Here is a 24,095-nt window from a genome sequence, read left to right on the forward strand (position 1 = left end):
TGATATCCTTACCTGTTTCGGAAGGGAAACCATCCACCACATACAGCGGTTCGTTGGTCGATTTGATGGAGTTACCGCCACGAATGCGCACAATGGTTTGTCCGCCGGGAGCGGCGTTGGTTTGGCTTACCTGTACACCTGCTGCCCTGCCCTGTATAGCTTGTGCCGCATTGGAGATAATGCCCCCATTGTTCATCTGATCGCTGGAAATGGAGCTGATAGAACCGGTGAGGTCTTTTTTCTTTGTGGTACCGTACCCTACTACCACTACATCGGTGAGGTTGGATACATCGTCTTCCAGTGTTACTTTAAAAGTAGTGGTGCTGCCATCAATTTTCACCGACCATGGTTTAAAACCTACCATAGAAAACTCCAGTGTTTCTCCGGGGTTGGCGCTGATGGTGAAGCTACCATCTGCTTTACTTACCGCACCACGTTTGGTACCTTTTACGGTAATAGTCGCACCGGGTAAAGGTTGTCCTTTGGCGGTGGTAACGGTACCGTGAATTTCTACCGGTGGTGGCGGTGTGCTGGCCGGCTGAGTGGCCGTTTTTGTTTTAACGATAATGGCGCCGCCTTCAATGGAATAGGAGAGCGGCTGGTTGCGCATGAAAATATTCAGCGCATCGCCAACAGGCATATTTTTTACCTCGATGTTGGTTTTGCCGCTTTTCTCCAGCAGGGCTTCATCCGCCAGGATGTTGAGGCCTGTTTGTTTGTTGATTTCGCGGAAGACATCTTTTGCGCTGGCGTTTTTGAAAGACAGGTTCACCACCTGGTTCTGCGATTTTGCCGCATTCACCTGCATACCGGTGGCGAGACAAAGCAGGGTCAGTAATTTACCAACCTTCAGGTGTGTGGTTGAACGCCGGTTCCTATCATACCGGGTACAGGCAACAGTGCTTAATTGCATACGTCTGCTGAGTTTTGATTTAGATAAATGGTTTGGTTGTGCTATCGGCTTTATTCAATGCTACGTCGGCTTATCGCCTGAATTGGTTGATTTGATTATTCACTGATACTGCTCATTATTCATCACCCTGGACAATCAATTTTTTCCCCTCGATCTTATATGACACGTTATTTGCATCCAGCATTTTTAATACATTCGTCAGACTGCTATGGCGGCTGATCATACCGAAAAACTTCCTTGGTTTTACCTTGCCTTCATATACAATTTCCAGATCATACCAATGTGAAAACTGTCGTAATACGGTGGTGAGATCTGCGCTCTCGAACTGAAAGTAGCCGGATTTCCAGGCTACAATTTCGTCTGTGTTGATACCAGTTACTTTTTTTAAACTTCCGTTGGCGCTTACCTGCGACTGTTCTCCCGGCGCCAGTTGCATGCTGCCTTTTTCACTGTTTACTTTTACGGCTCCTTCCAGCAGGGTGGTGTTGATAGTGGCTTCGTCTGCGTAGGAGTTGATATTAAAATGGGTACCCAGCACGTCTACTGTGATTTGTTTTACCTGGATGCGGAAAGGTTTATGTGCATCGTGGGCAATTTCAAAGTAGGCTTCTCCCGTGAGGGATATTTTGCGCTCATTGCCGGCAAATGTAGCCGGGAAGCGGATGGATGAAGCCGCGTTGAGCCATATTTTACTCCCGTCGGCCAGCACCAGCGGATAAGTTTCGCCGGCAGCGGTGGTGAGGGTATTGTAGAGTGGTGCGCTGGCTTCACCACTTGTTTTTTCGTATACCAGCTGTCCGTTTTTAGTTTTGATGGTGCTGTTACCCTGTTGTGCCAGCTGTTGCATGCCTTTTTCGTCCAGCACAATTTTTTCTCCGTTGGCCAGGGTGAGCACCGCTTTATGGCTGCTGGCAGCTGGTTCCTTTTGTGCCTGTATCGTGGTAGCCGGCTTCGGCGTATGCCCGTGATTCAGCAGCAGGTAGCCTGCAGGAAGGGCAATAGCCGCGAGTATAGCCGCTGCTGCCGCGAGTCTGAACGTACCGGTGTATTTCCGGGGCTGGTGCATAGGAATTACGGGAGATGCCTGTATGTGCTTTAGCAGCTCCTTCCTGATCCTATCGCCCGGATCTGCCGATAATAATACCTTTTCGGGCTTTACGTCCCGGAATGCGCTTTGTAATTCATTTAACAGGGTGCGGTTGGAATTGTCCTGCCGCAGATAGTCCATCAGCTCAATGGCTTCCGTTGGAGTACATATCCGTTGCTGCCATCGGAGCAGTAATTGTTGATAATAAGCTTCGTTTCTTTCTGTGGACATGTATATACTATCCCGGAAACGACAGGTAGGGTGGGTTGGGATGAAAATATTTTTTTAGGACTGCCCTGATCGAGCATCAGTGCAGATAAAAGGAAGGCGGGCAGGAGTCCGTCGCTATTGGTATAAAAGAAAAACCGGATACTTTTCATGGCAAGGACCATATGTTCTTTCACGGTATTGCGGGAAATACCCAGCTCCATGGCTACTTCTTCATAGCTTTTGCTTTCTTCCCGGCATAGCCTGAATACTTTTTGCCGTTGAGGAGGCAGCTGACGGATGGCATCGTGGAGTAAGGCTTCGTATTCTTTCCATACCAGTTGGGTATCTGCATCGGCTGTTTGCTGTTGTAGTTCCTGCATCACCTGCAGGCGAAGGGCTTCATCGGCACTTATTTTCTTCAACAATTTAAATACATGATTGCGGGTAATGCGATACAGGTATCCGCTGAAGGACAGTGCAGGATTGATCCGCTCCCTGATCTCCCAGATCTTTATAAATACTTCCTGTAATGCGTCTTCTGCAAATTCAGGCACATTGACAAAATGGAGTATGTAGGTATAAAGTGAGGGGTAATATTGGTTGTATAATGCTATGTAAGCTTCTGCATCCCCCTGCTGCAGTTTCTTCAACAGAACAGCTTCTTCATTGCCCACGTGATTCGTTATTTAAAGCTAAAATAAGAATTTTGGAAGATATAAGCGAATTTTTGTCTTTCTCAGGATTATAGTGATTACGATGATTTTCCGGATTTTATCTTTTGGGATTTTGTAAGATTAAAAAGATTAGCGAAGCCAGATGCGAATTTTTATCCGCTGATATCTTCTAAAATCATTCTAAAATCAAAAAAATAAAAAATCAGTATAATCATCGTAATCAGTATAATCCTGAGAAAGACAAACTTCGCTTTAAGCAAACAAGTTTACATAATCCAGCAAAAACTGATCAAAATTACGAGGCGCCTGCCCGGTGAGTTGTTGCACCACCGGGGAAACGGCGGCCGCTTCTCCACGGGCATAGTGGGCATAGTCTTCTATAAGTCCTTCTGCCTGCCATGATGGGAATCCTGCCCGGGAAAGGGCTTGCAGCAACTGTTCCGGCGCCACATTGATATACTGAATGGGGCGTCCCAGTGCTGTAGAAAGTTTGGCCGCTAATTCCGTGTGCGTCAGGGATTCCGGGCCGGTGATATCATATATTTTTCCGGCATGTCCGGGTGTGGTAAGGGCGAGAGCGGCTACCGCTGCAATGTCCCGGATATCTACCAGGCTAATGCGGGCATCGCCGGCGGTGGCGAAGAATTTGCCCTGTTGAATGATAGGATCGCGGAAGCCCAGCAATCCCTGCATAAATAAATTGGGTCGCAGGAATGTATAGTCTATACCGGATGTACGGATTTTTTCTTCCACAGCGGCATGGTACCGGAGAAAGCGTACCGGGGAAGCTGCATCCGCATGCAGCTGGGAAAGTTTTACGATATGTTGTACACCAGCCTGCAAGGCTACGTCCACAAAATCGCTTTGTTGCTTTTCGGTATGTTCAGATGAGTTGGTGAGGAGAAAAGCCTTTTCTATGCCCTGTAAAGCCTTTGCCACACTGCCGGCATCATTAAAATCTCCGGTTACCACCTCTGCTCCCGGCAAAGCGTGGAGTGCGCGGGCGTTGTCGTCGATGGTTCTTACCATGGCACGAAAAGCAATGCCCTGTGCGGATAACTGTTTGGCCAATGTAGTGCCGATGCTGCCGGTGGCGCCTGTAATAAGGATGTTAGCGTGTTTCATCATTTATTTGTTTTATGATGTAAAACTCACTTTTTGTAAAGAGGCGGCCTTGTAAGAAAACGAAATCCGGCTGTGAATCCGCCGGGAACTTAAATTTGATAGTTGCCGGGATTTATTATCTTCGCCCCCGGTTCTTTACGTATTACAATCGAAGCAAGTAATGGTTCCCGCTGAAAGGCGGGATTAAAAGGGAACTGTGTGTAAATCACAGGCTGTCCCGCAACTGTAAGTTTTGAGCAGATAATGATCTGCAGCTGGTAAACAATATACCACTGTTCCGTTGGAGGAATGGGAAGGTGTTTAGCAGTGAAACGAGCCAGGAGACCTGCCTTTATTTCACTTTGACACTGCTTTCGGGGATTGAAGCAGGTCAGGTTTTGGTATGTAGTAATTTTTTAAGAACAGGGATATGGGAGATGGAAAAATCCGTCAACCAGTATGCCTGTTTAAAACAATTGCGTACTATCTTCTCCTCTCTTATTTTCTCCTCACAAAGCATTGCTATAATAAGTACAAGAGCGTGAACATCATGTATCACCTTTTAAACAATCAGCAATGATTATCCACAACTTAGGCTATCCGAGGATAGGTAGCCAGCGTGAATTGAAGAAAGCCTGTGAAAGCTATTGGACAGGCAGTATTACGATTGCTGCGTTACAGGAAGTAGCCGCCGGTATCCGTTTACAAAACTGGGAATTACAAAAGCAGGCCGGGATCGACTGGATTCCCTGTAATGATTTTTCGTATTACGACCAGGTATTGGATACCTCGCTGATGACAGGCGCCATACCGGCCCGTTACCAGGCGCTTACCGCAAAACAACTATCTGAAACAGACCTGTTGTTTGCGATGGCCAGAGGTTATCAGCGCGATGGTGATGATATCACCGCGATGGAAATGACCAAATGGTTTGATACCAACTACCATTACCTGGTGCCTGAATTTACCGCCGGGCAGGACTTTCAGCTGTTTTCCCGTAAAGTGGTTGATCAGTTCCTGGAAGCAAAGCAGGCAGGTTACGCTGCCAAGCCTGTATTGCTGGGCCCCGTTTCCTTCCTGTTGCTCGGTAAAGAAAAAGAAGCAGGATTTAACCGGTTATCATTGGCAGATAAATTGCTGCCCGTATACCTGGAGGTCCTCCGTTTGCTCACCGACGCCGGCGCCACCGTGGTGCAGCTGGACGAGCCCTGTTTATCACTCAATCTTTCTGCCGAAGCACTGCAGGCTATCACTGACGTATATACGAAAATACATGCTGCCTTCCCGCAGCTGCATATTGTGCTGGCGTCCTATTTTGAATGCTATGGTCAGCACCTGTCGGCGGTACTGGCATTACCGGTGCAAACGCTGCACCTGGACCTGGTACGTTGTCCGTTGCAACTGGAAGATGTATTACAAACCAACATCGCCGACAGCCAATTGAAGCTATCACTGGGCGTAGTAGACGGCAGAAATATCTGGAAGAATGATTATACAAAATCATTGGGTTTCATACAGCATGCGATTAAAATTTTAGGAGAAGATCGTGTAGCGATTGCCCCTTCCTGCTCCCTGTTGCATGTTCCCTGTGACCTGGATGACGAAACAGCGATATCTCCCGAAATAAAAAACTGGATGGCCTTTGCCAAACAAAAACTGCAGGAGTTAAAGGAACTGCGGGAGATTGTAAAAGGAAATATAGCTTTACTGGCCACCAATGAAGACGCCATCCGTAACCGCGCGGCCTCCGGGCTTATTCATCGTAAAGCGGTAAAAGACAGAGTCGCCGCATTTACGTTGCGTGATGCCAGCCGGAAAAGTGCCTTTACCATTCGGCAGGCGATACAGCAGGCGCAATTCGACTTACCATTATTTCCTACGACCACCATCGGTTCCTTCCCGCAAACGGATGATATCCGTCAGTTAAGAGCCCGATTGAAAAAAGGAGAACTGACCGTAGCACAGTACGACGCTGCCATAGAAAAAGCCACCATAGAGGTAATCCGCTGGCAGGAAGAAATTGGACTGGATGTATTGGTACATGGCGAGTTTGAGCGCAACGACATGGTGGAGTATTTCGGCGAACAGCTGGAAGGTTTTCTGTTTACCAAAAATGGCTGGGTACAGAGTTATGGCAGCCGTTGTGTAAAACCCCCGGTTATTTTTGGTGATGTAAGTCGCCCTGCAGACATGACCGTGCGCTGGAGCAGCTTTGCGCAAGCCAACACCAACAAACTGATGAAAGGGATGCTCACCGGACCGGTGACAATTCTGCAATGGTCTTTTGTAAGAGATGACCAGCCCAGATCTGCCACTGCCAACCAGATTGCCTGGGCCATACGCGATGAAGTGGTAGCCCTTGAAAATGCAGGTATTAAAGTGATACAGATCGATGAACCAGCCATCCGCGAAGGCTTACCTTTACGCCGGGAAAACTGGGCCGCCTACCTGGAGTGGGCCGTACAGGCGTTCCGCATTGCCGCCAGCGGTGTGAAAGACGAAACACAAATCCACACCCATATGTGCTACAGTGAATTCAATGATATCATTGAACACATTGCCGCCATGGATGCCGACGTGATCACCATTGAAACATCGCGGTCACAAATGGAATTACTGGATGCCTTCGCGGATTTTAAATATCCGAATGAAATAGGCCCCGGCGTATATGATATACATTCTCCCAGACAACCATCGGCAGCAGAAATGATTTCATTGCTCGAGAAAGCAGTGGAAGCATTGCCGGCAAGGAACCTGTGGGTGAATCCTGACTGTGGATTAAAAACGCGTAAATGGCCGGAAACTAAAGTAGCTTTAACAAATATGGTAAAAGCTGCCGTAGTGATGAGAGAAAAGGCGGCCTTGTAAAACAATAAAAACGGAACGATTATGACTATGGAGGAAAAGATTCTTCACTCGGAGACAAGAATATTCAAAGCGGTATTTCCCAGTACTACCAACCATTACGACACCCTTTTCGGAGGAACCGCGATGTCGCTGATGGATGAAGTAGCGTTTATTACCGCTACCCGTTTTGCACGTAAAAAAATGGTGACGGTATCATCCGGGCAAATAGATTTTACCCGGCCTATTCCTGCAGGTACCATTGTGGAATTAATCGGCAAGGTAACAGAAGTAGGGAATACCAGCCTGAAAGTATTGGTAGAATTGTATATCGAAGAAATGTATTCGGACAGCCGGGAGAGGGCTATTTCAGGCACTTTTAGCCTGGTAGCGATAGGGGATGATAAGCATCCGGTGCCGGTAAATAGTTAGTCGGAGGGGCGTCTCATGAGTAAAGTGAGGCGCCTTTTTTGATAATAAAAAAAAGTCACCCCATTATCCATGAGATGACTTCTTTCATTACACAAGCAACTGTATTCCGTCCTATTTTAAATTCAAATCTCTTACACCCAATACTTCTGTAGATACTTCACCCAGCCAGCCTGCTTCTGCACGTTGACCGGTATGCACTTTAATGAAGTCGATACCTTTCAGTTTAACGGAGTTGCCTTTTGCATCTACTGCCCAGTCCAGTTTTATTTTTGCATCCGCATCATCATTACTCAGGTTGTCTGAGTAGCCCCATGAAAACGGAGGACATACATAATAAGGCGATGAAGGATCGCTGGAGGTATTTTTAATGTAGCTGTCAGTGAGTCTGGTACCGGTGAACGTGATACTATCGCCTTTCCACTGAGGATAGTAAGGTTGGTCGTGGAACATATTTCTAACAATGTAGCCGCTTTGACCCTGGTTATCTTTCCATTTGATGTAGGTATCATCGCTGGTATACGGATCATCCGGATTGGTGGTACGTACTTTTGCTTCATCTGGTTTGTAGTACGTGATCTGGTAGTTTTTAATGGTTTTGGAGCTGTTGTATTCAGATCCGGCAATTTCATACCATTCATCATCCGGGAGGCCGTTACGGTTGGCATCTGCGGAAACGGAGATCACGCCTGGTTCTGCAAAGTTAGGGAAGGCGTTACCGAGTACGATGAAAGAATATTCGCCTGGTACATTTTTAATAGTGTGGTCAAAGCCCATTACTACGTAACCTCCAAACCCACCAAGGGAAATCATGTCTTCTTTACTCAGCGCGGTCAGTGCATAATCTGCCATTTTTTTTGCATCATCACCGGTGTTCCAAACAGGCAGACCATTGATGAATTGGCCAGGTGCAGGGGAATATTCGAACACTTTGGTTACTTTATTTTGAAAGGGGCCGGTTGGTTCCGGATCGGGTGTCACTACTTCGTCTTTGCTCTTGGAACAACTGCTGGCAATCATTGCCGTGATCATGGCTGCGAGTAGAAATTTTCTCTTCATAATGTATAATTAGTGTGATTATTTATTTGCTTTTACGAATACCATATGACCGGGAATATCTCCGGTGAGTGTAGACCATTTCTTCTTACCTGTTTTATCGAAGCAGTACAGGGTACCAAAGGATACGTAGTCTTTGGCATCTGTCACAAAGATGTCTTTAGTAGCAGGATTGACGATAATACCGTAAGGCATTTTGATGGACTTTTCGGTGCCGTCTGTGATGAAGTTGGAGTGGAGTAATGTTTCTGTTTTTACATTGATCATGTTATAGCTGATCACCCATTTGCCGGTGTTGTAGCTAAACTCTGAACCATATATGTAAGCGGTATCGCCGGAGATGCAAAGATTGCTGGCGCCTATGTCGAATGTTTTCTTTACCGCGTCTGTTTTGGTGTCGATAACAAATAGTTTGGAAGGAGTTTGCCGGTAATCACCGCGGGACGTTACATATATATCACCATCGCTGTCGACTTTCAACCGGTCGAGGTTAATGGCTACATCAATTTTTTTAATTTCGGTGAAGGTGAGCAGGTCAATGACGGATACGGTGCGGTCGTAGTTAGGTACGCGATAGCCGCCTGAATTGGCCACATATAACTTATTGCCCACTACAGCCATTTCTTCCGGCTGAAAACCTACAATTACTTTACGGGTTACCTGCAGGGTGCTGGTATCTACTTCTGCTACATAGCCGATAGGAGCATCGACGTCTATTTTAACGGGGCCTGCATAGGAACTCACATAGGCTTTACCGTTAGCAAAGGTGATATACCGACAGTTTTGAATACTTATTTTTCCCAGACTTTTGGTATCGGCAACATTCATCACTTCTACCTTGTTGGATACGTTGATAACGGCGTATAGTTTGCTGCCGTAGATCTGCACATCGTTACCTACATCGCCGAGTTCTTTTACTACCGTAGGATTTCTTTCCGCGAAAATATTTTTCTTGTAGATGCCGGTGGTGTAGTCGAAATAATCGAGGGAGGCTTTGTTGCTGCCCATATTGCCTTCATTCAACTGATACATGCCTATGTAGGGTGCATCCGGCTCCGGCGTGGTGACAGGTGAGAGCGTTGCCGGCACAATAGTGGTGTCTTTTCTGCAGCTGCCGGCTGCCATACCAATGGCCGCTATCCATAAACAGGTATGCTTTACTTGTTTCATCATGACATTTGTAATTAAATATTGACCGCTAAAATGAAACGGTAGTTTCTGCCCGGCATCGGGTAGCTTCTTACCACTTCGTAAAACTGATTAGCCAGGTTATTAACTTGTGCTGTAACGTGAACGCGGGTACGTTTATACGTAAATTGTTTGCCAAAAGAAATATCGCTGGTATACCAAGCTGGTACATAGTTTACCTCACTGTTATTTTTGCCGTTGTATCTTTCCCCGGTATAAATGAAACTATAATTCGCTTCCCAGCCTTTATAATCCGCACTCACAATCAGTGAGCCGCTGTGGCGTGGAATGTAAACAATCTGATCGCCGTAGAAATCATCTGTGGGATTGGTAAAGTCCTGCGCCCGCTGGAAAGTATAGGTGGCTTTTAACAGCAGCTGCAGCTGTTGTCTGATCTGCCAGCCGGCGTTGGCTTTAACATCCAGTCCTTTAATTTTTACTTTTCCCAGGTTCATCATGGTCCATATAAATTGATTACTTCCTGGTACAGCGACAATCTTATCGGTGATTTCGTTGTAGTAGCCGTCTATTTCGAGACCGGCTGCGCTAAGCAGTTTGCCGGTGAATGTTTTATTCCAGGTGAAGCCGGCGTCATATTGCGTGGCAAACTCCGGTTTCAATAAGTGATTGCCGATTTCTGTATAATAGAGATCGTTGAATGTAGGCATGCGGAAGATGCGTTTGTAAAAGGCACGCAAACGAAAATCAGGCGTTGGTAAAGGCTGCCATGAAACAAATACAGCAGGCGTAAATTTTTGCTGATAAGGTGCGGCCGTATTTAATTTTACGGTTTCATTGACGAAAGTACCGAGCAGACTGGCCTGTGCGCTAAACCGCTTAAAGTTCACTGCAGAAGCACCTGCTACCAGCGTGGTATAGCGGGTAGGATAGCTGAATTCTTTCAGGTCGGCATCCAGTTTGTTCCATTGGAAATCGCCGGAAAGGGAGGCGGTCCACCAGGTAGTAAATGCGTATTGGTGCGCCATCGAAAAATATGCTTCGTATTGGCGGTATTGGTTGTCGGCCCGAAACTGTGTCGTGTCGAGGGTTTTATAATGCGTATAGTCGTATGCGTACTTGCCGTTGAGCAGGATGCTGTAACGCGGCGTAATTTCTTTGCGGAAGGAAGATTGGATAAACAAGTTCCTGTCCCAGAGGCGATCCATATGTCCGAATACACTGTTGACAATAAAACCCGGTAGTCCTCTCTCTGAATTATAATAATATACTTTGGTATTCCATTCGCCGCCTTTGATCACGCCATTGAGCCCACCTTCTATTCTTACCGCGTTAACATCGCTGTTTCTGCGATAGTCGCTGGTATCGTAGGCAACTTTGCCTGTTGAATCGTGCTGCGTGTACCTGAATTTATAGCGGCCGGTGGTATTCAGCCATTCGCTGCTAAAAGAGGCGGATACTTTGTCGCTGATCTTTTGTTGCCAGAGTATGGAGGGATTGAATAAGCTGAAGGAACCTGTTTTTACAGTGGCTCTCACATGTGTTTTTTCACCCGCTGCGAATTTTGGTTTGAGAGACGTCATGTAAATAGATCCTGCAGATCCAAAGTCTTTGGCCGGCTGAAAGATGTTACTTTTTTGTCCGTTATACAATGCAATTTCCTCCATGTTGTCCAGAGAAAACTTACCCAGATCTACCTGTCCATTTTGCGCATTGCCGAGCTCTATGCCGTCGTAAAAAACACCGGTATGATTAGAACCCATACTACGGATATCCACCGTTTTTAAGCCGCCTATACCGCCGTAATCTTTGATTTGCACACCAGAGAAGAAGCGGATCGCATCTGCTACAGAATGACTACCCAGTCTGCTGAGTTCTTTCCCGCTCATTTTCTGCCCCGGATTTATTTCTTTGCCTGTCCGCGATGCGGTAACAGACACCTCCCGGAGGTCTTTAGTGGTAATAGTGTCTGCCTGCTGTGCTTTAATGGTTGTTGCCGGCCAGATGATGAACACCATAAGACACAAGAATCCCCTTATCAGTGAACAGGCTTGTTCAGTGAATCGCATAATTTAAAACCTGTTAATATTCCATCAACAGCCTTCGAAAGGTGAAAAAATAATTAGGAAAGTGCCTATATACAGGGCCAGCCCTGTAGTCTTGCATTTATCCCTAAGCTTCATTCCACGAAAGCTCAAAAATCAGTTGTATGGCAGGTATTCTGACTTATCTCTGCTTCAGGCGACCTTCCCATTGAATGATCAACAGTGGTCTTGAGTGGTGTTGCCTTAGCATTGTATGAGACTTACAGCAGCGGGACTGTCCGGGATTTACACCTGGTTCCCTTTTAATTATTCATGCCCTGAGTGGACAGGAATAAACCATAACGGGGCAAAAGTAGGTTATTATTCTGTTGATTCAAAACGAAAGGGGAAAGGGGCGTCGGCCCCTTTTAATTATTTCCCATTCCCTTCTGCTTCGCAATCATCTTTACGCCGCGTATCAATGATATACTGTATTTTCCATACACCATCGATTTGCACCAGTTGAAAAGAATTCACGCCACAATGGTTGAATTGCTGTTTAAAATAAAAGCGGTAAGGAGTCCATGCGGAGGCCAGGTTACCATCTATATGAATCTGTTCAAACACAATTCTTTCGTCTGCTGCATTGGGAGGCAGTTTGCCAACATGACCGGCAAATTCATCGATGGGAGTGGTTTGCACGGGTTTATCTTTTGATACGGATTGCAGCCGGGCATCGGGTGCAAAGCAGGCTTTGATCGCTACACTCTCGGCGTTCCGCATAGCGGTAAACAGCTGATTGATGGCGGTTTTGACTGCATCTGCCGGCGTTTGTGCAGTTGCCAGGGCAGGGAGCAGGATCAACAGGGGGAGGTAAAACAGACGATGCATTTTTTTATACTAAGATACTGTTTTTGTGATGGGATCCAGCTCACCTGCTACCTTGCCGCAGTAGATAAGTTAGTGATCCAGTACGATCACATTGGCGGCAGCTTTTTGTTTGGTAGATGCAATGAAGAGCAAGGGTAATGCGGCGAGGAAAATGATCCCTACCAGTAAGAAGGCATCGCTGAAACTTAAAATAGTGCTTTGGCGCACCACGGTATTATCCAGCAGTTTTAATGCTTTGCCATGCGCATCGCTGAAAGTAGCGCCTTTGTCCAGGAAGAAATGGGTGTAGCCGTTTAAGCGGGTGGTGAGGGTCGGATTGTCTACCTGGAGATTGCTGACCAGATCGGCACGGTGCTGGGCATTGCGGTTGGCAAGATAGGTGTTGACCATGGCGATGCCGAAAGAACCACCTAGTTGTCGCATCATGTTGTTGAGGGCAGCGCCTTGCGGAATATCTGTTACGGGCAGAGAAGATACCGCCAGTGTGGTGAGGGGAACCGTCACGAGGGCGAGTCCAACGCCCCGCCAGATCAGGGATATGGTGATATCGGCAGCGCTGGCGTTTTGATTGAGCTGCGACATTTGCCAGCTGAAGAGTACAAATAAACCCATGCCCGCCACGATCAGGAATACCGGCGACACGCCGCGTTGCAGCAGCCGGGCGGAGATGATGAGTCCACCAATAGCCAGACAGGCGCCGGGAAGCAACAACATACCGGTTTGCAGGGGTGTGAAGTTGAGGAGCCGTTGTGCAAATACCGGTGTAAGAAATACGGAGCTGAAAATGCCCATTCCGGATACGAAAGTAAGCACGGCGGCGATGCTGAGGTTCCGGCTTTTCAGTACCCGCAAATTGACCACCGGGTATTTGATCCGGAGTTCCCACCAGATGAAAAGCATAATGCTGAAGGTGGCGATTACGCTGAGCCAGGTGATATAAGGCGCCTCAAACCAGTCGTCTGTTTCTCCTCGTTCCAGTACCGTTTGCAGGGCACTTACACCCACTGCGAGCAGTAAGATGCCGGTCCAGTCGATTTTATGATGGCTGGCTACTTGGTCAGGTTCCCGCAGCAGTACATAGCAAATGGCTGCCACCACGATGCCTATGGGAATATTGATGTAAAAGATCCAGGGCCAGGAATAGAACTCTGTGATGTAACCGCCAAGGGTAGGGCCTATAGTAGGACCAATAAACACGCCTACACCAAACAAAGCGCTGGCCACATTACGTTTTTCTTTGGGAAACAGTTCAAATATAATAACCTGCGATACGGATAACAGTGCGCCGCCACCGATGCCTTGCAGGAAGCGGAAAACCACGAGTACCCATATACTGTTGGCTTGTCCGCACATCATGGAAAAAAAGGTGAAGGCGATAATGGAGCCGATGTAGTAATTACGCCTGCCCAGTTTACCCGCCAGAAAGCCGGTGATGGGGATAATGATCACATTGGCAATGGCGTAGGCAGTAATGACCCAGGAGGTATCTTCGAGGGTGGAGCCCAGATTACCGCTCATGTGCGATAATGCTACGTTTACAATAGAAGTGTCTATCAGCTCCATGATGGCCGCTGTGATGACCGCCAGGATCAATACTGTCCGTTTCATTGTATTATTTTAATATACCGTTTGGTATATTCTAAACGAAATTTTTTTACGCCGGTACGCCGTTGTTATTCATGGCTGCAAAAGCAGCGGCAGGGGAAGACAGCGTCAGTTGGTAGATTTGTTCAGTGGCGCCTACGCGAATTTCATAATCGTTGTTGCCGAGGGCGGTCAAAAATTCTTCAGCTACCTGTTGTGGAGGAATACCATTGCTGCCGCCGATTTCCTGTGAGAACTCCGTATTAACGAGTGGTGGCATCAGTTCAAACACATGCAGCGGCGCTATTGCGTGGCGAAGTGATAGTGTAAAGGAACGTAAGGCGGCTTTACTGGCCGAATACGTGGAAATATGTGCGCCTGGTGCAAATGCCACAATGGAAGTAACGTTCACAATCGCAGCTTCCGGCTGTTGTTGCAGTAAAGGCAACAGTTGTTCGGTGAGGCGTATCACGGCAAAATAATTGGTCACCATTTCATCGGTTGCTTTATCTGCGATGCTGGCGGTGGCAGACAGTTCATACGCATATGCTCTGCCGGCATTGTTGATCACCATGTTCAGTTCCGGAAAATCCTTTTGCAGGGTAGCTACCAGTTGGGTTACATCCTGTCCGTTGCTCACATCGCTCACAATGGTGGTGATGCCCGGTATTTGTTGGGCCGCTGCTGCCAGTCTTTCCGGGTTCCTGCCGGTAATAATTACTTTATTGTTTTGCTGAGATAATAATCCCGCTAATGCCAGGCCAATGCCTGCGCTGCCGCCCGTGATCAACACCGTATTTCCTGATGTTTTCATTTGTATTTGTTTTTTATACCAATCGGTATATTTATAGAGAAAAAATTTTGATTATAATTCGTTGATGATTTTTTCCACAGACTGCATAATCGCTTTCCGGTAATTCATTTTGCCTGTTAACTTGGTGATCATAATACAGCCTTCAATCATGGCGATCATGGTCAGGGCAGTTTGTTCTACGTTTACGTGTTTGCTGAATTCTCCCTGTTGTATGCCTTTTTCGATCAGGCCGGAGATAATACTTTTCCAGTTATATACGGCATTGACTGCTTTTTGTTTTAATAACGGATGGGTATCATCCGCTTCGATGGCGGTATTGAGAATAGGACAGCCACCCACTGGAAACGGATGTTTCAGGAAGTTTTCATATACATGTACATATACCATCAGCTTATCCTTGCAGGTGGTTTTTTTATCCATTTCCTGCCGGATAATCGCGCCTACTTTTTGAATATTGTGATCAAAAGCGGCCAGGGCTACTTCATCTTTATTGGCAAAATTGCCATAAATACTACCTTTTGTTAACCCGGTAGCGTTGGTCATGTCATTCAAAGAGGTGCCGGTATAACCCTTTTCGTTGAATACAGGCGCCGTCATCTCCACAATAAACTGTTTTGTTTTCTCTGCTTTGTTCATATCCTATGATCTTCCGGTACAAAAATATACCATTTGGTATTAAATAAATAATTTTTTTTTCGGGAGAAGAGAAGAAGCGGAGGTGATATAAGAACAATCTGGTTGACGGGTTTCCGGGATTCCGTACGGCATCCTGCCCGAAAGTTACGGCTTCACCACGGCCATCATCAGAAAAATAGGTCGTCGTGTTTCGTCCCGCATTTCGGGATATTGCGCCAGTATTTCCGCGCTGGGCTGGGGTTCTGATACGCTGCGCAGCTGGAACCCTTCGGAAAGCAGTCCATTCAGCAGCGTGGCCACCGTGCGATGGTATTTAATCACGTCGGCATCCAGGAATCTTGTCTTCCTTAATCCCTCCGCCTGATAATGATCCACCGGCCAGTGTAGTCGCCTGCCCTGCGCATCATGGTACCAGTCCTGCGCCGCAATGGCCGTGAAAACCGGATGCTCCAGGGAAAGCACAAAGGTGCCGCCGGATGCCAGACAATGATATACTTTCCGGCACACCGCCTCATAAGCCGCCACATAATGCAGCGCCAGTGAGCTGATGACTACATCGAAGCTGCCGGCTTCAACATCAATATCTTCTATCGCCTGCTGTATATAGATAATCGCCGGATCAGGTGTGGTATTCCTGGCACGTTCCAGCATCTTTTCGGAAATATCCACGCCTGTTACTGCCGCCGCCCCCTGCTCTCTGGCATACCGGCAATGCCAGCCGAAACCACAACCCAGGTCCAGTACTTTCTTATCGCGCAGGTCGGGTAACATCGTGCGGAATGTTTGCCATTCCCCTGCTGCATTCAGGCCATCTACAGAGCGGGGCATCTGGCTATAGCTTTCAAAAAATGCGGGATCGTCGTATTTATTCTCCTTCATATCACATCACATTTAAACAGGGGAAACTTATCAGGATCATGTTAAGAAATTAAAAATAGTAAAAAGAGACAAGTATATGACGTAATATGCGGTAGAATGTGAACAATGTCAGGTGGTCATCTGATACCGGCACCGGGTATTTTGTATGAAATAAAATATTGTAAAAAGTTGGCGGAGCATTCTTATATTGTGTAGACCAGAATTTTTATAAATCGCTATGGAGGATTTGTTGCGTCGTATCCAATACGAAGGAGACCAGTCAGCGTTCCGGGAGTTTTACCTTTCCCATGCGCCGCAGCTGCTCAACTTTGCCTTTGTATACATAAAAAGCAAATTTATTGCGGAAGAGGTGGTGAACGATGTATTCATGAACCTGTGGCGCTCGCGTCAACGGATTCATGAGATAGCAAATCTTCGCGTGTACCTGTACGTAGGCGTACGTAACGGCATTTCCAGTTATTTCAGTCGTAATAAAGATTGGCAGCATGTAGACATCGACACGGTGTCGGAAGTGGCGCTGGAGTTTACTACAGATCCTGAACAGCAGCTGATCACCGCCGAATTGCGTAAGCGTATTGAGAATGCCGTAGCCGGACTTCCTCCCAAATGCCGGGTAATATTTAAAATGATCAAAGAAGACGGGCTTAAATACCGGGAGGTAGCACAAATCCTGCACCTGTCGGTCAAAACAGTAGAGAATCAACTGACGATTGCCATCCGCAAAATCAGTGCTGAAATATATCTTTGTACGGGTGAACAACGAAAGACGGGTCAGTTATCGAATTTATAAGGTTTTTGGGGGTTTTTGAGAAAAGTTGTGTCCTAGATACAGTAATTACATTAATGGAAGAACGAATCGATTTATTATTAGCGAGGCAAATTTCGGGCGAAGCTACGGAGGCCGAGTTGCAGGAACTGCAACAGTGGCTGAAGGAGCATCCTGAAACCGGTTTTGTGATGGAGGTGGTTAATACAACACAATCAGTAGCACAAACAGGTGCTCAGGAATGGGCCAGCAATAGCTGGGCTGCGCTGGAAGCTGCGATGAATGCAGGGGAGGCCGCACCCGGCACAGATGAGTTGAATGCAGTGGAAGCCGTAGGGCCGACAGGCGTTAAAACAGTTCGCTTTTTACCCCGCTGGGTAATGGCCGCTGCTATTTTAGCCGCGATAGTGCTGACAGCCGCGTTTTTATTTCGGCCGGTTACTCCGTTGAAAACGGCCGCCGGAACGGAAAACAATACCATCGTGATGCGCAAAGGCGCGCGCTCCAGCGTGCAACTGCCGGACGGCACCACGGTATGGCTCAACAGCAGCAGCCGGCTTACCTACAGCGATGGTTTTGCGCATGGTAAACGGGAAGTATTTCTGCAGGGCGAAGCATTTTTCACCGTTAGCCGGCAGGAACAACATCCCTTTGTGGTACACGCCGGAAATATGACCATCCAGGTATTGGGTACTTCTTTTAATGTGAAGGCCTATGCCGGTGACGACAAATTGGAAGTAGTGCTTTTATCCGGTAAAGTAGCCGTTTCCACCGCCCGGTTGCCACAGCAGCTGGAATTGGTGCCAGGACAGAAAATCCTCGCCCCGGCGGCAGATAGTTTACAGGAACAGCCACTGGAAGTAGCATCGTTTCAACTGGATGAGAACAGTCATTCCTGCGATGAAATCGCCTGGACACGTAATCAGCTGGTATTTAAAAATAAAACATTCGGCTCCCTCGCAAAAGAGATGGAACGATGGTATAATGTCAATATTCATATTCAGGATGCCTCGCTGGAAAAAGAATTATTCAACGGCGCGTTTCAAAAAGAGAATGTAACAGAGGCCCTGAAAGCCCTGCAGATTGCAACACCATTTACTTTTTATCAATCAGGATCAGAAATATATATTAAGAAAGCCGGGTGATCATTATCCCCACCGTGTTTCGATATGAAGTCGTTTGTAGTGATATGCATGCTTATAGCTATGCTGGTAACGAACTATGCCACGGCACAGCAAAAATTCAACTTTTCTTTCAGACATACCCGTATGGAAAAAATACTGGCCGTAATGGAAGAAAAGAGTGGATACAGATTTCTATATAATATGAGGCTGATGTCTGCCTCACCGGTGAACCTGAAAGTACGCAATGCTACGCTGTCTGCTGCACTCGATAAATTGCTGGGTGATTCACTTTCCTACCGTTTCCTGGATAATAAACTGATCGTCATTTCCGCCGTTGTAAAGCATGCACCACCCCGGGATACCGCGTTGGCAAACGTTGCACCGGAACGTATTAAAGACCTGCAGGAAGTAATGGTAACGGCCCTGGGGATACAAAAAGATGCCCACTCGCTGGGGTATGCATTGCAGGAAATAAAAATCGAAGGCACAGAAATGGTGAAAGCCCGCGAAGCCAATGCCTTCAGTTCTCTTTTTGGAAAGGTAGCCGGCCTGGCTGTCGCCAATTCCCGTTATCTCTTTAATGATCAGCAACTTTTTCTACGCGGAAAACAACCACTCATCGTGGTAGATGGGGTACCCGTCAACTCAGATTCCTGGGATATCAACATAGAAGACATTGCCTCCATGGTGGTATTGAAGAGTGCTGCGGCCGCTGCACTATATGGGCAGGAAGGCGCCCGTGGTGCTATTCAGGTAACTACTAAAAGAGGAACCAGCGCCAAACAGGGATTTGAAGTATCCATCAATTCCACCACAGAGCTGCAAGGCAGCGCGGTAGCCATTCCCAAAGCACAGCATAACTACGGACCCGGCGATTATTTTAAATACGCATTTATAGATGGCAAAGGTGGTGGCACCTATGACTATGATTACAACCTCTGGGGACCCCGACTGGAAGGACAACTCATCACACAATGGGATAGTCCGCGCGATGCCAATGGTCAACTGGTACCGCTGCCATGGGAGGCTAAAAACAAACATAACCTGGAAGACTTTCTCCGTACCGGTATCCTGGCCACAAATAATATAGCCGTAGCCGGTAGAAATGAGCAGGGGGATTTTCGCCTGTCTGTTACACAAATGAACCAACGGGGGAGTATCCCCAATACCAGGCTGGGTATCACCAACACTTTGTTGTCCGGTGGTTACAAGCCTGGTAAAAAAACAAGGGTGGATGCACAGGTAGCTTACAATAAACAATACGCACCGAACTACCCGCAAATCTCTTACGGTCCTGAAAGCCCCATCTATGAACTGTTGATCTGGGGCGGCAGCAACTTTGATATCAACGATCCCAAACTCCGTAACTACTGGTATCCCGGACAGGAAGGCGTTCAGCAAAGATGGGTGGAATATACCCGTTACAATAATCCCTGGTTCAATGCCTACGAATATCAGAAAGCCTTCTATAAGGACGTATTGACTGGTTACTGCTCTCTGGCCTATCGTTTCAATGATCGCCTGGATATGCAGCTAAAAACGGCCTTTAATGCCTACTTTACCAATCAGTATACGAACTACCCGGTGTCCGGACTTTATTATGGTGCAGATTTTTATAAGGTAGGCGCCTATGCAGCATCAAATAGCCGGTACAGCCAGCTGAATAATTCCTTACTGCTTAATCATAACATGCCCTTAAACACCAACCTGGCGCTGAAAACAACGCTGGGCACCAACATACAAACCACCCGCTTCCAGAGTGCCAGCGCACATACTTCCGGTGGACTGATACTGCCGGGTATCTATACCCTGCAAAACTCCGTGAAAGCAATTGATAACGCCAGCGACTATAGGGCCATCCGGCAAATGCTTAGCGCCTTCTTTATGACCGACCTGAATTACCGGAACTTTCTGTTCCTCGATATTTCCGGCAGGGTAGATCAGAACTCAAGTATGCCGGTGAGACATGATACCTATTTCTACCCACAGGCCAGCGTAAGTGTGGTGTTATCAGATGTTATTAAATTACCGAAACCTGTTTCTTTTCTGAAACTATCGGCTTCTGTAGCGAGACTGGGAGAGGGGCTTGCCTCCTCCATCTCCCAAAATTATTCGCTGGAACAAACCTATGATAAAGGCACTACCTGGCTGGGATATCCCTCTGTGAATTACGCTACAGATAATACGATGTATAGCCAGGATATCCGTCCCGAATTTCATACGGCCTATGAAGCAGGCATGGATATCCGGTTGCTGCAAGACCGGCTGTCGCTCAAAACGCAGGTCTACAGTACCATTGACGGGCCGCAGATCTTTAATCTCTCTATTTCCAATACTTCCGGATATGGTTACCGCACGGTAAACGGACTGGTTACCGAAAGAAGAGGACTGGAATTTACACTGGAAGCAATACCGGTGAAAACCCGGGATTTCCGCTGGAACATGGGTGTTAACTGGAGCAGCAATATTAATTATCTCCGCAAAGTGCATGATTCACTGGCGAACTATATCCGTATAAAACCAGGAGAACGTACCGACCAGCTATTTATTAATCCTTTTGAAAGAAATCCTGCTACCGGTGCTATCCTGTATCACAGCGATGGTACACCCATTGTGAATGACCAGGTGTTTAAGTTTGGCGGATATATTAATCCTACCTGGATGATGGGTACTACGCAAACACTGACCTGGAAAAATATATTACTCACCCTGGAATTTGATGGTAGTTTTGGTGGCCAAATTTTTAACCTGCTGAATTATAAAATGTGGCAATCCGGCGCCCACCCGCAATCGGATAATGAATACCGCTACCAGGACTGGCTACACCGCAATGATCCCGGCTATAAAGGAACACGTATAGGCGTTGGCGATATGGTGACCAGCGGCGAAGTAAAGTATAATGCCGATGGGAAGATTGTATCCGATACGCGTACGTTTGCGCCTAATACCACGCCCGTGCTGGAACAGAACTGGGCCAACAGTTATGAAACCGCCGACGAACGACGATACCAGTCTAAAACATATTTCAAGCTGCGGGGCGTTACGCTTACTTATCGTTTACCCGACCCCGTTATAAAAAAAGTAAAGGGACTTAGTGCGGCCAGCGTATCAATGGTGATGCGCAATTTGATGTACTTCGCCCAGATGAAACAAATAGACATGGATCATTGGGCCTATAGTGCACAAAGTGAGTTGGAGGAACCATCGATGAGAAGTATTGGCATTAACCTGAATGTTAAATTTTAATCTATGCGTCGTATTGCTGTGCTATTGCTGTTGTTGTTGTCTGGCTGTATGAAGATGGATGACCTTCGTAAGAATCCCAATAAAGCGACCATCGCGCCGCCGGGCGTTATTTTCTCAGGTGTTGCGCAAGCTATGTTTGTAAAACCATGGGGCGATGCACAACGCAGTGCACAGTATCATTGTCTTACTTACAGCCTGTATGGTAATCAGAGTTATAGTTTTGGCGCCGCTGATTTTTATTACACAGCTTTAAGAAATATAGATCAGCTGGAGAAAGAAGCCAACCGTATTGGTGGTGATGCGATGCGGCCTTACTATGCGATGGCGGATTTTATGCGGGCCTGGTTTTATATAAAGATGACCGTGCAAACCGGTGACATTCCAATGAGCGAAGCCATGAAGGCGGAGCAGGGGATAGACCGTCCTTCCTATGATGCGCAGCGTGATGTGTACCTGCAATGTTTGCAACTGTTGCAACAATCGCAGGATACGCTGGCGAAGTTGAACAGCAAAGGGAACTACCGGATAGAAGGCGATTTCTTTTTCAAGGGCGATCTGAGACAATGGCAAAAAATAGTGAATGCTTTTCGTTTGCGCGTACTCGTTAGTTTGAGTAAAAAAACTGATGATGCTGGTTTTCAGATAAAGAAAAATTTTACAGACATCCTTCAGCTGCCTTTGCCGGAAAGTAATGCAGATAATTTGCAGATTACTTATAGTGCGGCAGAAGTGAGTAATTATTATCCATCGTATTCCCTTACGCCGGAAGCGGATGCCAAGCGTAATCCGCTGGGTGCTACCTATGTGGATTTGTTGAAGCAATTCCGTGATCCGCGTTTATTTGTAGTGGGGAAACCGGCTGCTATTAATAATAAGGACGGTTTATCTGCGCATGACTTCAATGCTTATCGTGGCGCCAGTACCGGCACGTTGCAAGGCGCCTTAAATGATTCTGCCAGCAAAGGATATTTTTCACTACCCGATGATCAGTATTGGTTTTCTTCCCCTGTTGGACATCCTACTATTTTGCTCGGATATCCGGAAGTCAGTTTCACCATTGCGGAAGCCATTAATCGTGGCTGGGTGACGGGTAAAGATGCGGCGTTGTATTATCAGGCGGGTATCCGGGCATCCATGCAATCCTATGCTTTGCCGGCCGATACCATCCAGCAGTATCTGGCGCAGCCGCAGATAATTTATGCCGGCAACGATGCGCAGGGACTGCAACAGATCCTGCTGCAAAAATACCTGGACTTTTTTCAGCAGTCGGACTGGGAAGCATTTTATAATCAACGCAGAACCGGTATTCCGGCATTTGCCACCGGCCCCGCCAATCAAAACCATGGACTCATTCCCCTGCGCTGGACCTATCCGGCTTCCGAATCTATCGATAATATTTACCACCTCACCGCCGCCCTGCAACGGCAATATAATGGCGCCGATAATATTAACGGCGTTATGTGGCTGCTGAAATAATGTAAACACACCTTCCTGATCCTGACCGGCAATCCGGCAGGACTACCCGTATACAAATGAATTTCCGTTCTTTTAGTGTCGTCGAAAAAAACTTTTCTTCCCTTTGGGGGTATTTCCTTTTTTCTGTCTCTCTTATACATCAACCTGTAATTTTTAGACGGGATTTTATCAATCAAATGGACAGTGAACAGCGCTTAAATAGTTAGTTTTTTATACATCACGCGATCGTGACTGGCTTGCACATGCAGGTTGGACTGGCATTTTATTGCAGTTACAATTTTTTGTATAGGATAAATATTATTCACCCTGATGATTTCACCTTTACCTTTTAACCGGCTAGGTACCTTATTACTGTTGGCAGGAATGCTGCGGGCGCAGGCAGGCAATTGCCAGACCCCACAGGATTCTTCGTATAGGCGTACTGTTTGGAAAAATACGGCTTTCTTTTCCCAGGAAAAAGATACCCTGTCATATAATACGGTCAGGGTATTACCGTATATGTATACTGGACAACTGCTGGATGGCAGAATATCCGGTGTTACTGTGTTACGTAATTCCGGTGAACCCGGCGTAGCACCTTTACCCATTATTCGCGGGGTGTCTACGCCAATAGGTCACTACAAAGACCTTTACGCCAATCAACCTTTATATGTAGTGAATGGGATGCCTTTACTCGCTAATAACAATCCTTATGCCCTGCGAATTAAAGAGTCCGACTTTACTGCGATTGGTAGCGGTATAGATGTGAATGCGTTGCCGGACATGGATAATATACGGGAAGTAAGTGTGCTCAAAGGCCCGGAAGCGGTAGCGATATATGGCAGCAAAGCTGCTAATGGCGCTATTGTTATTACTACCACAGATCCGGAGCCGGGTAAATACCACATTGGGTTTAACATGTATGGAGGTGTAGCTGTAAAACCTGTTGTAAATACGGCCAACGGCAAATACCAAACAGATTTTTTACTTCCTTTTTATAACCAGTATGCCACGCCGGCACAGTGGAGAAATTTCCCGGCCTATCTGGCCGACTCCACCAAGCCGGTATATTATGGTCCCGCCAACTGGGACGATGTGTATTATCGTAGTGCTTTTCAACATGGCGTAGGACTGAGCATTGCCGGAGGTAGCGATCGCGCCAACTTCCGCTTTGGTGTAAGTGAACGCACCGAAAATGGTGTAGCTGATCACA

Annotated in this window: 19 protein-coding genes and 2 riboswitches; of the genes, 7 read left to right on the plus strand and 12 right to left on the minus strand. The window is 46.9% G+C overall.

The window, feature by feature from the left end:
• The 4 genes from VIP81_RS16430 to VIP81_RS16445 form a co-directional block, all read right to left on the minus strand.
• Nucleotides 1–913 (minus strand): STN domain-containing protein (locus VIP81_RS16430; protein ID WP_331963066.1); only part of this gene is annotated, 913 nt, incomplete at its 3' end.
• Between the two features lie 115 nt (nt 914–1,028).
• Nucleotides 1,029–2,231: a FecR family protein gene (locus tag VIP81_RS16435; protein ID WP_331963070.1), complete on the minus strand. Its 1,203-nt coding sequence runs from the start codon at nt 2,229–2,231 to the stop codon at nt 1,029–1,031.
• Nucleotides 2,141–2,884, minus strand: coding sequence for an RNA polymerase sigma-70 factor (locus VIP81_RS16440; protein WP_331963095.1), 744 nt, complete (start codon nt 2,882–2,884; stop codon nt 2,141–2,143). Before VIP81_RS16440 ends, VIP81_RS16435 begins: the two co-directional genes overlap by 91 nt.
• A 252-nt stretch (nt 2,885–3,136) precedes the next feature.
• Nucleotides 3,137–4,009 carry an SDR family oxidoreductase gene (locus VIP81_RS16445; protein WP_331963099.1) on the minus strand — a complete coding sequence of 291 codons (873 nt, stop codon included), beginning with the start codon at nt 4,007–4,009 and terminating at the stop codon, nt 3,137–3,139.
• Between the two features lie 144 nt (nt 4,010–4,153).
• Nucleotides 4,154–4,356: riboswitch (cobalamin riboswitch) on the plus strand.
• A gap of 208 nt (nt 4,357–4,564) precedes the next feature.
• On the opposite strand from VIP81_RS16445, the gene metE reads away from it, so the two are divergent.
• Complete coding sequence (gene metE, locus VIP81_RS16450; RefSeq protein WP_331963103.1) at nt 4,565–6,856, plus strand: 5-methyltetrahydropteroyltriglutamate--homocysteine S-methyltransferase; 2,292 nt, start codon at nt 4,565–4,567, stop codon at nt 6,854–6,856.
• Nucleotides 6,857–6,877: 21 nt separating this feature from the next.
• A complete protein-coding gene (locus VIP81_RS16455) occupies nt 6,878–7,264 on the plus strand; it encodes an acyl-CoA thioesterase (RefSeq protein WP_331963106.1) in 387 nt (128 codons plus the stop codon).
• A gap of 111 nt (nt 7,265–7,375) precedes the next feature.
• Here the strand turns inward: VIP81_RS16455 and VIP81_RS16460 are convergent, their stop codons facing one another.
• From VIP81_RS16460 to VIP81_RS16495, 8 genes are all read right to left on the minus strand, one after another.
• Nucleotides 7,376–8,320 (minus strand): hypothetical protein, encoded by a 945-nt coding sequence (locus VIP81_RS16460; RefSeq protein ID WP_331963109.1) that lies wholly within the window; start codon nt 8,318–8,320, stop codon nt 7,376–7,378.
• A gap of 18 nt (nt 8,321–8,338) precedes the next feature.
• Nucleotides 8,339–9,490 (minus strand): YncE family protein, encoded by a 1,152-nt coding sequence (locus VIP81_RS16465; protein WP_331963112.1) that lies wholly within the window; start codon nt 9,488–9,490, stop codon nt 8,339–8,341.
• Nucleotides 9,491–9,501: 11 nt separating this feature from the next.
• Nucleotides 9,502–11,481 carry a TonB-dependent receptor gene (locus VIP81_RS16470; RefSeq protein ID WP_331963115.1) on the minus strand — a complete coding sequence of 660 codons (1,980 nt, stop codon included), beginning with the start codon at nt 11,479–11,481 and terminating at the stop codon, nt 9,502–9,504.
• Between the two features lie 176 nt (nt 11,482–11,657).
• A riboswitch (cobalamin riboswitch) is annotated at nt 11,658–11,864 on the minus strand.
• Nucleotides 11,865–11,919: 55 nt separating this feature from the next.
• Nucleotides 11,920–12,378, minus strand: coding sequence for a nuclear transport factor 2 family protein (locus tag VIP81_RS16475; protein WP_331963118.1), 459 nt, complete (start codon nt 12,376–12,378; stop codon nt 11,920–11,922).
• Between the two features lie 69 nt (nt 12,379–12,447).
• Entirely contained in the window at nt 12,448–13,986 is a 1,539-nt protein-coding gene (locus tag VIP81_RS16480) for a DHA2 family efflux MFS transporter permease subunit (protein ID WP_331963121.1), read from the minus strand.
• 46 nt (nt 13,987–14,032) lie between these two features.
• Nucleotides 14,033–14,776 carry an SDR family oxidoreductase gene (locus VIP81_RS16485; RefSeq protein ID WP_331963124.1) on the minus strand — a complete coding sequence of 248 codons (744 nt, stop codon included), beginning with the start codon at nt 14,774–14,776 and terminating at the stop codon, nt 14,033–14,035.
• Nucleotides 14,777–14,827: 51 nt separating this feature from the next.
• The gene (locus tag VIP81_RS16490; protein WP_331963127.1) at nt 14,828–15,412 is read right to left on the minus strand and encodes a TetR/AcrR family transcriptional regulator; all 585 of its coding nucleotides are present in this window, start codon (nt 15,410–15,412) and stop codon (nt 14,828–14,830) included.
• A 144-nt stretch (nt 15,413–15,556) separates the two neighbouring features.
• Nucleotides 15,557–16,291 (minus strand): class I SAM-dependent methyltransferase, encoded by a 735-nt coding sequence (locus tag VIP81_RS16495; protein ID WP_331963130.1) that lies wholly within the window; start codon nt 16,289–16,291, stop codon nt 15,557–15,559.
• A 217-nt stretch (nt 16,292–16,508) separates the two neighbouring features.
• On the opposite strand from VIP81_RS16495, the gene VIP81_RS16500 reads away from it, so the two are divergent.
• The 5 genes from VIP81_RS16500 to VIP81_RS16520 form a co-directional block, all read left to right on the plus strand.
• Nucleotides 16,509–17,081 (plus strand): RNA polymerase sigma-70 factor, encoded by a 573-nt coding sequence (locus tag VIP81_RS16500; RefSeq protein ID WP_331963133.1) that lies wholly within the window; start codon nt 16,509–16,511, stop codon nt 17,079–17,081.
• Between the two features lie 53 nt (nt 17,082–17,134).
• Nucleotides 17,135–18,202 carry a FecR family protein gene (locus tag VIP81_RS16505; protein ID WP_331963136.1) on the plus strand — a complete coding sequence of 356 codons (1,068 nt, stop codon included), beginning with the start codon at nt 17,135–17,137 and terminating at the stop codon, nt 18,200–18,202.
• Nucleotides 18,203–18,250: 48 nt separating this feature from the next.
• Nucleotides 18,251–21,427, plus strand: coding sequence for a TonB-dependent receptor plug domain-containing protein (locus VIP81_RS16510; protein ID WP_331963138.1), 3,177 nt, complete (start codon nt 18,251–18,253; stop codon nt 21,425–21,427).
• A 3-nt stretch (nt 21,428–21,430) separates the two neighbouring features.
• Nucleotides 21,431–22,903, plus strand: a complete 1,473-nt coding sequence (locus VIP81_RS16515) for a SusD/RagB family nutrient-binding outer membrane lipoprotein (protein ID WP_331963140.1) — start codon at nt 21,431–21,433, stop codon at nt 22,901–22,903.
• A 309-nt stretch (nt 22,904–23,212) separates the two neighbouring features.
• On the plus strand, nt 23,213–24,095 hold an 883-nt coding region (locus tag VIP81_RS16520), incomplete at its 3' end, for a TonB-dependent receptor plug domain-containing protein (protein ID WP_331963143.1).

The sequence above is a fragment of the Chitinophaga sp. genome (assembly GCF_036566945.1).
Taxonomy (GTDB): Bacteria; Bacteroidota; Bacteroidia; order Chitinophagales; family Chitinophagaceae; genus Chitinophaga.